General features: G+C 62.6%; 11 protein-coding genes. 2 read left to right on the forward strand and 9 right to left on the reverse strand.

Annotated elements, in window-relative coordinates:
* The first annotated feature begins 9 nt into the window (after nt 1–9).
* Entirely contained in the window at nt 10–1,326 is a 1,317-nt protein-coding gene (locus MUU55_RS07970; protein ID WP_244760238.1) for an HlyD family type I secretion periplasmic adaptor subunit, read from the forward strand.
* A 585-nt stretch (nt 1,327–1,911) separates the two neighbouring features.
* On the opposite strand, the gene cysN is transcribed toward MUU55_RS07970, so the two are convergent.
* Genes cysN through MUU55_RS07985 form a run of 3 tightly spaced genes read right to left on the reverse strand, consistent with a single transcriptional unit; the run spans nt 1,912 to nt 5,151 of the window.
* Nucleotides 1,912–3,402 (reverse strand): sulfate adenylyltransferase subunit CysN, encoded by a 1,491-nt coding sequence (gene cysN / locus MUU55_RS07975; protein WP_244760239.1) that lies wholly within the window; start codon nt 3,400–3,402, stop codon nt 1,912–1,914.
* Between the two features lies 1 nt (nt 3,403).
* A complete protein-coding gene (gene cysD, locus MUU55_RS07980) occupies nt 3,404–4,357 on the reverse strand; it encodes a sulfate adenylyltransferase subunit CysD (RefSeq protein WP_244760240.1) in 954 nt (317 codons plus the stop codon).
* 47 nt (nt 4,358–4,404) lie between these two features.
* On the reverse strand, nt 4,405–5,151 hold the full coding sequence (locus MUU55_RS07985) for a phosphoadenylyl-sulfate reductase (RefSeq protein ID WP_244760241.1): 747 nt from the start codon (nt 5,149–5,151) through the stop codon (nt 4,405–4,407).
* Between the two features lie 265 nt (nt 5,152–5,416).
* On the opposite strand from MUU55_RS07985, the gene MUU55_RS07990 reads away from it, so the two are divergent.
* Nucleotides 5,417–6,544, forward strand: a complete 1,128-nt coding sequence (locus MUU55_RS07990) for a calcium-binding protein (RefSeq protein ID WP_244760242.1) — start codon at nt 5,417–5,419, stop codon at nt 6,542–6,544.
* A 65-nt stretch (nt 6,545–6,609) separates the two neighbouring features.
* Here the strand turns inward: MUU55_RS07990 and MUU55_RS07995 are convergent, their stop codons facing one another.
* From MUU55_RS07995 to betI, 6 genes are read right to left on the reverse strand one after another with little or no spacing between them, the layout of a single operon-like run.
* Nucleotides 6,610–6,882, reverse strand: coding sequence for a hypothetical protein (locus tag MUU55_RS07995; RefSeq protein WP_244760243.1), 273 nt, complete (start codon nt 6,880–6,882; stop codon nt 6,610–6,612).
* Between the two features lie 56 nt (nt 6,883–6,938).
* Nucleotides 6,939–8,591, reverse strand: coding sequence for a choline dehydrogenase (gene betA, locus MUU55_RS08000; RefSeq protein ID WP_244760244.1), 1,653 nt, complete (start codon nt 8,589–8,591; stop codon nt 6,939–6,941).
* 23 nt (nt 8,592–8,614) lie between these two features.
* Entirely contained in the window at nt 8,615–9,145 is a 531-nt protein-coding gene (locus MUU55_RS08005) for a hypothetical protein (RefSeq protein ID WP_244760245.1), read from the reverse strand.
* Nucleotides 9,146–9,190: 45 nt separating this feature from the next.
* The gene (gene betB, locus MUU55_RS08010) at nt 9,191–10,654 is read right to left on the reverse strand and encodes a betaine-aldehyde dehydrogenase (RefSeq protein WP_244760246.1); all 1,464 of its coding nucleotides are present in this window, start codon (nt 10,652–10,654) and stop codon (nt 9,191–9,193) included.
* Nucleotide 10,655: 1 nt separating this feature from the next.
* Nucleotides 10,656–12,185 carry a choline-sulfatase gene (betC, locus tag MUU55_RS08015; protein ID WP_244760247.1) on the reverse strand — a complete coding sequence of 510 codons (1,530 nt, stop codon included), beginning with the start codon at nt 12,183–12,185 and terminating at the stop codon, nt 10,656–10,658.
* Nucleotides 12,186–12,216: 31 nt separating this feature from the next.
* The gene (gene betI, locus MUU55_RS08020; protein ID WP_244760248.1) at nt 12,217–12,852 is read right to left on the reverse strand and encodes a transcriptional regulator BetI; all 636 of its coding nucleotides are present in this window, start codon (nt 12,850–12,852) and stop codon (nt 12,217–12,219) included.
* Nucleotides 12,853–12,980: the final 128 nt, after the last annotated feature.

Raw genomic sequence — 12,980 nt, forward strand, 5'->3', positions numbered from 1 at the left:
ACTAGGTCAATGGTTCGGGAAACGGGTTCCAGGGACAAGGTGTGGAGCGGTCGTCGCTATGCGATTGCCGGCTATACGACGGTTTTCGTGCTGCTCGGCGGCATGGGGGCCTGGGCGGCGCTGACACGCATCAACGGCGCGGTCGTCGCAGCCGGCATCATCGAGGTCGCCAGCAACCGCCAGGTCGTGCAGCACCTGACGGGCGGCGTGGTGGGAGAAATCCGCGTCAAGGAAGGCGATACGGTCAAGGTCGGCGACGTGCTGATGCGTCTCGATGACACATTTGACCGCTCCGAGCTCGCCGTCATCGAAGGTCAGCTGTTCAGCCTGCTCGGCACCGCCGCCCGGCTTCAGGCCGAGCAGGACGACAAGACGGAGATCACCTTCGATCCCGATCTTCTGAAAGCCGCCGCCACCGATCCGGAGGCTGCCGAAATCGTCACCGGCCAGAAGCGGCTGATGGCGGCGCGCGCTGAAACCCGCGACAAGCAGGCCGCGCAGCTGCAGGAAAAGAAGGCGCAGATCGCCAAGCAGAACGAAGGTCTGGAGAGCCGCATCCAGGCGCTGCAAACGCAGGTGAGCCTGATCGGCAAGGAGCTGGATGCGCAGAACAAGCTGCTTGCCCAGTCGCTGACGAATGCCAGCCGCGTTCTGGCGCTCCAGCGCGAGGAGGCGGAAATTCGCGGCACGATCAGCCAGGCGCGCTCCAATATCGCGGAGAATTCCGGCCGGGTCGCCGAAATCGAGATCGCCATTCTCAACATCCACTCCACGGTGCGTGAGGAAGCCACGACGGCGCTGCGCGAGATCGAGGCGAAGATCGCCGAACTCAAGGAAAACCGCAACGCCAAGCACGAGACGCTGAGCCGCATGGATATCACCGCGCCGATGTCCGGCGTCGTGCTCGGCATGCAGGTCCATGCGCTTCGCTCGGTCATCCGGCCGGCGGATCCGCTGCTCTACATCATTCCGCAGGAGCAGAACCTCGTCATTTCCACGCAGATTTCGCCGACCCAGATCGACCAGGTCCATGTCGGCCAGATGGCCCATATCCGTTTTGGCGCCTTCGACCACCGCTCGACGCCTGAAATATTCGGTCACGTGACGAAGGTCGCCGCCGACGTGCTGTCCGACCAGCGCACGGGCGCCACCTTCTACAAGGCGGAGATCAAGCCGGATGCCGGCGAAATGGCCAAGCTCGCCGACAAGCATGTCATGCCCGGCATGCCGGTGGAAACCTTCATCCAGACAGCCGAACGGTCGCCGCTCGAATATTTGGTGAAGCCGCTCGCCGATTATTTCACTAAGGCTTTCCGCGAGCGGTAGAGCTCCCGGCACGTTGCTTCGTCAAGGATCGAAGGGCGCTGCGGCGCCCTTTATCATGACGTGCTCAAGGAACAAATTCGCCCTTGGCGCATTCCTTTTGCAACAGACAAAGGGAAAGGAAATTTCAATGGCTCGGGCTTTGATACTCTGGTTGATGGGCGTTCCGCTCTTCGTTGTCCTGCTGCTCTGGTACTTCTTCTTCTGAGCAGCATACGGCAAACAAAAAGGGGCCTTTCGGCCCCTTTTTCAATGGCTTGGCAAGCGCCTCACTTGAGGGACTGTGCGGCGACCGTGGCATGGATGGTCGGGTCAAGCCCGACCATGACGTAGGAGGGGTTTGCGGTCCGTTACCCGAGAGCACTTTGCCCGAGTACACAAGGAACCTTCAGCCTCATCTTCAATGGTATGCAACGCCTCCTCCCCACGACGTCATCTTCGGCCTTGAGCCGAGGATCCACGCGGCATCCGCGGCGTGGGTGGATGGACCAAGCCCAACGGTGGTGAGAATAGGAGAGCACTTCGTTCTCCGCGAACGAAAAAGGGGCCTTTCGGCCCCTTCCGTCTTTTCTGGCAGGCCAGCTGCCACTACTCGTCGAGATCCGCAAGAATCTCCGCCGCGCGGCCGACGCTGGTGTGGCGCACGTCCACGTCCTGGCGGCGGCCCGCGAAGAGTTCGGTCGCCATGATCTTTTCGGCGAGATCGGCCGGGAGCGAGAGCAGCACGCGCTGGTCGTCCTTGTGGATGCCGCCGAGTTCCGAGCGGCGGCCCGAGATCATGCCGCCGGCCACCGTGTTGTTGGTGTCGGGGTCGATCAGGATGAAGGCGCCGGTCGTGCGGTTCTGCTCGTAGGTGTCGAAGATCGCCTGTTCGTCGAAGGTGAGATGCACCTTGCCGATGGCGTTCATGCCGAGCTTGTCCGCCGAAGCCCATTTCGAGGTCTTCAGGTCGAGCTGGCTGATCGGATCGACGCTGACGCGCTGGCGGCGCGAGCCGCTCTTCAACCAGTAGCGTTTGCCGGGCTCGATGCCCTCGGGCTGGAGCGCCACGAGCTGGGCGTCGAAGCCGCGGCCGGTCATCGGCTGGCTGTCGATGGCGACGATCATGTCACCGCGCGACACGTCCACCTGACGGTCGAGCACCAGCGTGATGGCGTCGCCGGCGACGGCGGCGTTGCGCACGAGATCGAAGGTGACGATCTTGGTGACGTTGGCGACCATGCCCGAGGGCAGGATGACGACCGAGTCGCCCGGCTTCACCGAGCCGCCGGCAACCGTGCCCTGATAGCCGCGGAAGCTTTCACCGGGGCGCGAGACGCGCTGCACCGGCAGGCGGAAACCGACCGTCTGGTTGGAACGCGTGGTGGCCTTTTCCAGCGTCTCGACGAGCGTCGGGCCTTCATACCAGGGCATGGCGGCGCGGCCGTCATAGACGACGTTCTCGCCCTTCAGCGCCGACATCGGGATGGCGGTGATCTGCTTGACGCCGAGCGTCAGCGCGATCTCTCTGAATTCATGCGTGATCTGCTCGAAGCGGGCACGGTCGTAGTTCGTCAGGTCGATCTTGTTGACGGCCAGCACGAACTGACGGATGCCCATCAGCGAGGCGATCGTGGCGTGGCGGCGGGTCTGTTCAAGAATGCCGGCACGCGCATCGACGAGCAGCACGGCGAGGTCGGCCGTCGAGGCGCCGGTCGCCATGTTGCGGGTATATTGCTCGTGGCCGGGCGTATCGGCAACGATGAACGAGCGGCGGTCCGTCGAGAAATAGCGGTAGGCGACATCGATCGTGATGCCCTGTTCACGCTCGGCCTGGAGACCGTCGAGCAGCAGGGCGAAATCAGGTAGGCCGAGATCGTTCTGCTTGCCGGAACTGTCGCGCTCCAGCGTCGCGGCCTGGTCTTCCTTGACGGCCTTGGTGTCCCAGAGCAGGCGGCCGATCAGCGTCGACTTGCCGTCGTCGACCGAGCCGCAGGTGATGAGACGAAGCGGGCGGGAGTCACGAATAGCCTTAGCCGTTTCGAGAGCCGGTTCTTCCACAGTGAAAACCTCGGCGGTTGCGGTGGCGGAAACGGTCATCTCAGAAATACCCTTCGCGTTTCTTCTTTTCCATGGAGCCGGACTGATCGCGGTCGATCGCGCGGCCCTGGCGTTCGGAGACGGTGGCCGTCTCCAGCTCGGCGATGATGTCGTCGAGCGTCGTGGCGCTGGAGCGGATGGCGCCCGTCAGCGGGAAGCAGCCGAGCGTGCGGAAGCGGATGACGCCCTCCTGCTTGACCTCGCCGGGCAGCAATTCGAGACGCGGGTCCTCGGCAAGGATCATCATGCCGTCGCGTTCCACATAGGGACGCTTTTCCGCGAAATAGAGCGGTACGATCGGGATATCCTCCGCCTGGATGTAGCGCCAGATATCGACCTCGGTCCAGTTGGACAGCGGGAAGGCGCGCACGCTCTCGCCCTGGCGGATCATGCCGTTATAGACGTTCCACAGTTCCGGGCGCTGGTTGCGCGGGTCCCAGCGGTGGTCCGGCGTGCGGAAGGAGTAGATGCGCTCCTTGGCACGCGAGGCCTCTTCGTCGCGGCGCGCGCCGCCGAAGGCCGCATCATACTTGCCGGCGTCGAGCGCCTGGCGCAGCGCCTCGGTCTTCATGATGTCGGTATAGCGCGACGAACCGTGCGTGAAGGGCGTGATGTTTTCCGCCGCGCCGCGCGGGTTCTTGTGCTCGATCAGGTCGAGATCGTAGTCAGCGACCATCTTGTCGCGGAAGGCGATCATTTCGGCGAACTTCCAGCCCGTGTTGACATGCAGCAGCGGGAAGGGGACGCGGCCGGGATAGAAGGCCTTGCGCGCGAGATGCAGCAGGACGGAACTGTCCTTGCCGACGGAATAGAGCATGACGGGACGCTCGAACTCGGCAGCCACTTCACGGAAGATGTGGATCGCTTCGTTTTCCAGCGCTTTCAGATGCGGATCGAGCGGCGGCTTGTGCGGTGCGTTCTGCTTCGCTTCCGCTTCGTGACGGGTATCGGACATGTAAACTCTTAACTCCGGGTGGATCGCCTTGGGAGGGCTTGTTTGGATCAGGCGGCGCTCGAGGCCGGGATGGGGGTGGCTTCGGGAACGTGCAGACCGCATTCGCGCTTCTCGTCGTTTTCCCACCACCAGCGGCCGGCCCGTTCGGGCTCGCCCGGCTTGATGGCGCGCGTACAGGGCTCGCAACCGATCGAGGGATAACCGCGGGCATGCATCGGGTTGATCGGCACGGCATGGTCGGCCACGTAGGCCTTGATGCGATCGATGTCCCAATCCACCAGCGGGTTGATCTTGATCAGGTTGCGCTCGGCGTCGAACTCCGCGAACGGCGTGTCGGCACGGTTGCCGGACTGGCCGCGGCGCAGACCGGTGATCCAGAAGGATGCCCCTTCGAGTGCGCGCGCAAGCGGCTTCAGCTTGCGCACGCCGCAACAGGCGTGACGGGCTTCGACGCTCTCGTAGAAGCCGTTGAGGCCGTATTGCGCGGCATAGGCGTCGATATCGTCCTGTGCCGGCACGTAGCGGGTGATGGTGATGCCGTACTGGCTCTCGGTCTCGTCGATGAGATCGACGGTCTCCTTGAACAGCCGGCCAGTCTCCAGCGTCACCACGTCGATGGCGAGGCGCTCCGTGCCGATGGCGGCGGTGATCACCTGGTCCTCGATGCCGAGGCTGGTGGTGAAGACGGCGCGCCCCGCAAGCTCGGCCACGAGCGAAAGACGGGTCGCGAGGTCGAGATTAGCGAGCTTGTCATTGAGGGCCTGCGCGGTCCCGTTTCCGGTGAGAGCAGTCATTCTATTCCATGCCTTTGCGAGAAGTTGCCGGATTATCGCAGCCCCGTCTCCCGGAAGACAGCAAAACGGATTTCCAAACTTTCAGCGCAGGAGCAAATATCTCTCCATCCGGCGCTCGCCGCAGAAATCCTGACGCTTCCGATGCATCGAAAACTTCCCGAAAAAACACGCGAAAAAATCTTGACAGAAAAATTCAGATTTAATAGCTGAGTTTGGTATTCAAGTTTATAGCGGGCGTGGGGCCCGCAGGGAAGGATTGGGCACTATGGCTATCACGATCAATGTCAGCGACGCCAACAAAGACGGCAAGGGCATCAACTTCGACGCCTATCTCGCGAAGTACGCCTCGACCTTCGTTCGTTCGGGTTACGGCGGCTTCAACAGCACCAATCCGATGGCGATGAGCGGCACGCAGTACTCGACCAACGATGCCAAGAAGTACGGCGTCGTGCTGACGTCGGGCAAGACGGCCTGGAACTACGACTTCATGACGCACAAGATCAGCGGCTCGCTCGACACCGTCGAGTTCGGCAACTCGATCGCTCTCAATGCCACCACCAGCAAGTTCACGCTCGTCTCCGACGTGAAGATCTCCGGCCTCAACGTGACTGACAAGGCGCTCGGCGGCGAGATCCTGAGTGCTCTCATGGGCGGCAAGGCCACCGTGGAAGGTGCCACCGCCGGCCTGCTCAAGGTTCTGAACGCTTCGCCGGTCACCTTCAAGGGCAGCACGGGCTCGGATTCGTTCAGCGGTTTTGCCAAGGCTGACAAGATTTACGGCGGCGACGGCAACGACACGCTGAAGGGCGCCGGTGGTGCCGATACGCTGTCCGGCGGCAACGGCAACGACACGCTTCACGGCGATGCCGGCCATGACCTGCTGAGCGGCGGCGCCGGCAACGACAAGCTCTACGGCGGCACGGGCGGCGACACGCTGAAGGGCGGCGCCGGCATCGACACGGCCGTCTACGCCAACGCGGCAAAGGGCGTAACGGCAAGCCTCGCCAAGTCGTCCATCAACACCGGCGAAGCCAAGGGCGACACCTACTCCTCGATCGAGAACCTGACCGGCAGCAAGTTCAACGACACGCTCGTCGGCAACAGCGGCAACAACCGTTTGAGCGGTTTGCAGGGCGACGACACGCTGACCGGCGGCAAGGGTGCGGACGACTTCGTCTTCGCTAAGGGCTACGGCAAGGACACGATCACCGACTTCCAGAACAATGTCGACGACATCGATCTGCGCACCTACAACTTCTCTTCGGTCGACAAGGTCCTGGACAAGGCCGTGCAGGTCGGCGATGACGTCCACATCAACTTCACGAAGACGGACATCGTCGTCATCGAGGACTTCCAGCTGAAGGACCTCGATGCCCGCGACTTCCTGCTCTAAGCAGTCTTGAGACGACCAGCATACGAAAGGCCGGGGTATCCCCGGCCTTTTTGCTTTGACGCCGGCTATCCGCCGATGCGTGCGGGCACGAGGCGGCCCCACTGCTCCTCCCAGAGATCGTGCGCATCGACCACGACCAGCCTGCGGGGATTGAGATCGCCCGAGATCATCTGCCGGGCACTGGCGAGCGCCTCCTCGACGGGCAATGGAATGGTATCGCGCGCCTGCGCGGGATCCGTGATGAAGGCGCACGGGCCGCCGACGCCATCGATGATGGTGACGACGAGGTCGGTTTCCTTGCTGATGTCGTGCTGTGAAACCTTGTGGTAGACGGGCATGGGCTCCTCCGGCAATGCCGGGCTAAACCCACGCCATCCTCAATGGTTCCAGATATTTAGCGGTCGCTCACGGCGGCGCGCGGATTGGCCCACGGCTCCTGGTTGGAACGGGCGAGCGGTTGCCTGCCAAGGATGTGGTCCGCCGCCTTCTCGCCGGTCATGATCGATGGCGCGTTGAGGTTGCCATAGGTCACATGCGGGAAGATCGAACTGTCGGCGACCCGCAGGCCCTCGACGCCGATGACACGGGTTTCCGGATCGACCACCGCCATCGGGTCGCTTGCCGCACCCATGCGGCAGGTGCCGGAGGGGTGATAGGCGCTTTCCAGATGTTCGCGCAGGAAGGCATCGATCTGATCGTCCGTCTGCACCTTCTCGCCCGGCTGGATTTCCGGCCCGCGGAAATCGTCAAAAGCCTTCTGGCCGAAGATCTCGCGGGTGAGGCGCACGCAGTGGCGGAATTTGATCCAGTCTTCCTCGTGGCTCATATAGTTGAACTTGATGACCGGGTCGGCCATCGGATCGGCGGAGCGCAGGGTCACGTTGCCGCGCGACTTCGACAGGTTGTAGCCGACATGCACCTGGAAGCCGTGGCTCTTCGCCGCCGCCTTGCCGTCATAGGAAATGGCGACGGGCAGGAAGTGATACTGGATATCCGGCTGCTTCAGCCCCGGCGCGGAGCGCAGGAAGGCGCAGGCCTCGAACTGGTTGGAGGCGCCAAGCCCGCCCTTGGAGAGCAGCCATTGCGCGCCCGCCACGCCCTGCCAGAACCACGGCAGCCAGGAATAGAGCGAGACCGGCTTGGTGGAGACCTGCTGGAAGTAGAATTCCATATGGTCCTGCAGGTTGGCGCCGACACCCGGCCGGTCGACCTTTACCTCGATGCCCATGTCCTTGAGGTGCTGCGCCGGGCCGATGCCGGAGAGCATCAGCAGTTTCGGCGAGTTGAAGGAGGAGGCCGAGACGATGACCTCCCTGTTGGCCCTGACCACCTCGATCTTGCCGCCGCGCTCGATCTCGACGCCGACGGCCCGGCCGTTCTCGATGACGATTTTTCGCGCAAAGCAGCGGACCAGCGAGACGTTCGGCCGCTTCATGGCGGGGCGCAGATAGGCGTTCGCCGCCGACCAGCGCCGGCCGTTGTAGATCGTCTGCTCCATCAGGCCGAAACCTTCTTGCTTGGAGCCGTTGTAATCCTCCGTCGTCTCGAAACCGGCCTGCTGGCCCGCCTGGATGAAGGCGTGGAAGAGCGGGTTCGTCACGGGGCCGCGGCGCACATGCAGCGGACCGTTGGTGCCGCGCCAGCCAGCCTCGCCGCCCAGCGACGTCTCCAGCCGCTTGTAGTAGGGCAGCACGTCCGCATAGGCCCAGCCGCGCGCGCCAAGCTCTTCCCAGCGGTTGAAGTCCTCCGCATGGCCGCGCACATAGACGAGGCCGTTGATGGAGGATGATCCGCCGAGCACCTTGCCGCGCGGTGCCGTGATGCGCCGGTTGTTGAGATGCGGCTCGGGCTCGGAGAGATAGCCCCAGTTATAGCGCTTCATGCTCATCGGCCAGGCAAGCGCCGCCGGCATCTGGATGAACGGCCCAATATCCGAGCCGCCATATTCCAGCACCATGACCCTATGCTTGCCATCCTCCGAGAGACGATAGGCAATGGCTGATCCGGCCGAGCCGGAGCCGATGATGATGTAGTCTGCGTTCTGCATGGTGGTGGCCCGCTTAAGCTTTGTTAGGCATGGTTGAGGTTTTCGATGCTGGGTGGCGCGTCTGGATTGAAAATCGGAAGGCACGATACAACCTTTATTGTCGAGTTCATCTTTGAGGTTGCGCGTGCGGAGCGATGAGTAAGAGTTTCCAGGAAAACCTGCTGCAGAAATTGAGCGCAGCCCAGCGAACACGCTTGGAAGCCGAGGCAGTGCGTAAGAAGAACACGCCGAGCCCCAAAATCGAAATATGGGGTGATTTTCGCCGTAGTTTTGTTTGGCAATTGAAGAGAGATGCCAGAGTGGCGGGATTGCTCTCGGTCGGTTTTCTTTGTGTGTGGGTCGGTTTTCTTTTGGCGAAAGTCTCGGCGGTTCTTGCTGTTTTGTGGTTGTCCGTGTGCGTTTTCATTGTCGTGTACGTTGCGCTTGCCATGTGCGATGCTGTTTTCAAGACGATGCGCACGATATACGGTCTCCTGACATTTCAGGACAGCAAATGACAGGCGAGCAAGCAACTCCGTGCGGGAGATGCCTTGTAATTTTTCGAAGATGCGCACCGCAGTCTTCAGTCATCACGGATCCACTCACCGTAAGTTTAACAATCAATACGGCGCCTCGACCTTGCCCATCGACACGTAGACCGTCTTCAGCTCCGAATAGTGCTCCAGCGCGGCCAACGAGTTCTCGCGGCCGAAACCGGACTGCTTGGAGCCGCCGAAGGGGATTTCCACGGGAGCGAGGTTGTAGGTGTTGATCCACAGCGTGCCGGCTTCCAGCTGGTCGACGACGCGGTGGGCGCGGGTGATGTCGGAGGTGAAGACACCGCCGGAGAGGCCGAATTCGGTCGCGTTGCCGCGTTCGATCACTTCGTCTTCGCTATCGAAATCGAGCACGCACATGACCGGGCCGAAGATCTCTTCGCGCGCGATGGTCATATCGTCGGTGACCTCGGCGAAGACGGTCGGCTGGATGTAATATCCCTCAGCCGAAACGGCATTGGGAATGCCGCCGCCGGTCAGCAGCGTCGCGCCCTCCGCCTTGCCCTTTTCGATATACTCCATGACCTTGTCGCGCTGCGCCTTGGAAACCATCGGGCCGAGCTGGGTCGCCTCGTCCAGCGGATCGCCGATCACGATCTTCTCGGTGCGCTCCTTCAGGCGGGACAGGAACCTGTCCTTGATGCCCTTCTGCACGAAGACGCGGGTGCCGTTCGAGCAGACCTGGCCGGTCGAATAGAAGTTGCCGAGCATGGCGCCGCCGATGGCGCTTTCGAGATCGGCATCGTCAAAGACGATGAGCGGCGACTTGCCGCCGAGTTCCATCGTGACATGCTTGAGATCGGAAGCCGCAGCCCCGGCGACCTTCTTGCCCGTCGGCACGGAGCCGGTCAGCGAGACCTTGGCGACGTCCTTGTGGTTGACGAGCAGAGGCCCCGTCGTGCGGTCGCCCTGGATGACATTGTAGAGGCCCTTCGGCAGGCCGGCCTCGACGAGGATCTCGGCGATCTTCAGCGCGCCGAGCGGCGTGTTTTCCGAGGGCTTGAAGACCATGGCATTGCCGCAGACCAGCGCCGGCGCGCCCTTCCAGCAGGCGATCTGCTGCGGATAGTTCCAGGCGCCGATGCCGACGCAGACACCGAGCGGCACGCGCTTGGTGAAGGCGAAATCCTGGCCGAGCGGGATGTAATCGCCGTTGAGGCCGGCCGCCGCGATACCGCCGAAGAATTCGAAGGCATCCGCACCCGAGGTCGGGTCGGCGATGATCGTCTCTTGGATCGGCTTGCCGGTGTCGAGCGTTTCGAGTTCGGAAAGCTCGCGGTTCCTCTCGCGCATGATCTCGGCGGCGCGCTTGAGGATGCGGCCGCGCGCCGTCGGGCTCATCGCCGCCCATTCCTTCTGGGCGCGCTTGGCGGACGCGATCGCCTTTTCCACGATGGCGGGCGTTGCCGCATGGAGCTTCGCGATCACCTCGCCGGTGGCGGGGTAGAGGCTCTCGAAGGGCGTGCCGGCGGTGTCTTCGACGTATTCGCCGTCGATGAAATGCGAGGCTTTGGGTTGGGCTCTCATCTTATTCTCCCCGCGGATAGCGTTTGGATTCCTCGAGATTGTCGAGGTTCATGTGGTTGCGCATGTAGCGTTCGGATGCCTTTTGCAGCGGCTGGTGATCCCACGGGTAGTAGGATCCGTTGCGCAGCGCCTCGTAGACCACCCAGCGCCGCGCCTGGCTTTCGCGCACGGCGGCGTCGAATTCGGCCATATCCCAGCGCGCCTCGCGCATCTGCCGGAAGGCGGCGAGCGTCGCCTTGATGACCGTGTCTTCCGACGTGGCAAGGTTGTTGAGTTCGTGCGGATCGGCCTCAAGGTCGTAGAGCTGCTCAGGGTCGAGTTCGCAGTGAATGTATTTCCACTTGCCCTCGCGGATGCCGACGAGCGGCGCGTAGGAGGCTTCCGCCGCATATTCCATCAGCACGGGCGAGATACGCTCCGCGCCGTTGATGATCGGCGCGAGGCTCTCGCCATCCGTCCAGGGCATCACCTCGTCCATGGAAATGCCGGCGAGATCGCAGAGCGTCGGCGTCACATCGAGATTGGAGGAGGGGGCGAGGTGCAGGCCGGGTGTCACGCCGGGACCGGCGATCATCAAAGGCACGCGGGCGGACCCTTCGAAAAAATTCATCTTGAACCACAGGCCGCGCTCGCCGAGCATGTCGCCGTGGTCGGAGCAGAAGAAGATCAGCGTGTCATCCAGCATGCGCGTGCGCGTCAGCGTGTCGACAAGCTCGCCGACTTTCTCGTCGAGATAGGAGATATTGGCGAAATAGGCCTGGCGCGAGCGGCGCACATGCTCGCCGTTGATGGCGAACTTGGCATAGTCGCAGGAATGCAGGATGCGCGCGGAATGCGGATCCTGCTCGTCCAGCATGCCGACGTCGGGCAAGAGGTGCTCGCAGTCTTCGTAGAGATCCCAGAACTTCTTGCGCGCGACATAGGGATCGTGCGGGTGGGTGAAGGAGACGGTCACGCACCAGGGGCGGCGGTACTCGTCGTCATTGTCGCGCGAGAGCTGGTAGAGCTTCTGGTTGGCGAGGAAGGCGACCTCGTCGTCATATTCCATCTGGTTGGTGATCTCGGCGACACCCGCGCCCGTCACCGAGCCCATATTGTGATACCACCAGTCGATGCGCTCGCCCGGCTTGCGATAATCCGGCGTCCAGCCGAAATCGGCCGGGTAGATGTCGGTGGTCAGCCGCTCCTCGAAGCCATGCAGCTGGTCCGGCCCGACGAAATGCATCTTCCCCGACAGCGCCGTGTAATAGCCGGCGCGGCGCAGGTGGTGCGCGAAGGTCGGGATGGAGGAGACATATTCCGCCGCATTGTCATAGACCCGCGTGCGGCTCGGCAGCTGGCCGGCCATGAAGGAGGCGCGGGCCGGCGCGCAGAGCGGCGAGGACGTGTAGTTGTTGCGGAAGCGCGCCGAGCGGGCGGCGAGCGCCTTCATATGCGGCGCATGCAGCCAGTCCGCCGGCCCGTCGGGGAAAAACGTCCCGTTGAGCTGGTCGACCATGATGATCAGGATATTCGGCTTGCTGGCGGTCACGGACAGGTCCTTGGAAAATGAAAAATCAGATTTAGCGTTTCTCTGTGACGGGCGCTCGCCGGCCCGCGTCGGGTGAAGCAGTACTCGCGACAGCGGCAAGCTGTGCATCCACGTAACTCTCGGTCAGCGCGATCGAGGTGGCGATGCTGACCGGAGCCGAACGCAGCCCCTGCCGCAGATAGAGCCCGTCGATCATGGCGGCGGCGCCATCGGCGATTTGCGCTGCGTCCTCGGCCGGGCAGAGCTGCTTGAGGCTGGAGACCAGGCTGGAATTCAGCCGCCGCGCATAGACGACGAGCAAGCGGCGTACCGCCTCGGAGCGCTGTGCCTCGGAATAGAAGGCAAGCCAGGCCGCCACCGTCTCGGGCGCGAACTGGTGCGCCTGGAAATTGACGCGGATAACAGCCGAAAGCCGCTCCCGCGGCGTTGCTGCCTCCCGGAGTGCGGCCACGGCATCTGCCCGCAACTGGCGCAGCAGGCTGCGGATCGTCTCGATGACGAGCTGTTCCTTGGAGCCGAAATAGTGATGGGCAAGGGCGGGGGATACGCCCGCATGGCGAGCGATTTCCGACATGGTCACGGTCAGCGAGCCGTGGTCGCCGACCGCTCTCAGCGTCGCGTCCACCAGCGCCTTGCGGCGCACCGGCTCCATCCCAACCTTCGGCATGTCATTCCCCTGATTTTTATCAAGCGTATTTTTAATTGATCGATCAATCAATAAAAATCTTCAGCGTTGGAGAGAGTTCAATCAGATGTCGCAAAGGTGCGTTATTTCGTGTTAGGCTGGCTTTGTTT

It is taken from the genome of Shinella curvata (assembly GCF_022899935.1).
Lineage (GTDB): Bacteria > Pseudomonadota > Alphaproteobacteria > Rhizobiales > Rhizobiaceae > Shinella > Shinella curvata.

Excerpts from the sequence above, each read along its gene's own strand:
- MUU55_RS07970 (WP_244760238.1), top strand. The coding sequence starts at position 10 with ATGGTTCGGGAAACGGGTTCCAGGGACAAGGTGTGGAGCGGTCGTCGC.
- cysN (WP_244760239.1), bottom strand. The coding sequence starts at position 3,402 with ATGACCGTTTCCGCCACCGCAACCGCCGAGGTTTTCACTGTGGAAGAA.
- cysD (WP_244760240.1), bottom strand. The coding sequence starts at position 4,357 with ATGTCCGATACCCGTCACGAAGCGGAAGCGAAGCAGAACGCACCGCAC.
- MUU55_RS07985 (WP_244760241.1), bottom strand. The coding sequence starts at position 5,151 with ATGACTGCTCTCACCGGAAACGGGACCGCGCAGGCCCTCAATGACAAG.
- MUU55_RS07990 (WP_244760242.1), top strand. The coding sequence starts at position 5,417 with ATGGCTATCACGATCAATGTCAGCGACGCCAACAAAGACGGCAAGGGC.
- MUU55_RS07995 (WP_244760243.1), bottom strand. The coding sequence starts at position 6,882 with ATGCCCGTCTACCACAAGGTTTCACAGCACGACATCAGCAAGGAAACC.
- betA (WP_244760244.1), bottom strand. The coding sequence starts at position 8,591 with ATGCAGAACGCAGACTACATCATCATCGGCTCCGGCTCGGCCGGATCA.
- betB (WP_244760246.1), bottom strand. The coding sequence starts at position 10,654 with ATGAGAGCCCAACCCAAAGCCTCGCATTTCATCGACGGCGAATACGTC.
- betI (WP_244760248.1), bottom strand. The coding sequence starts at position 12,852 with ATGCCGAAGGTTGGGATGGAGCCGGTGCGCCGCAAGGCGCTGGTGGAC.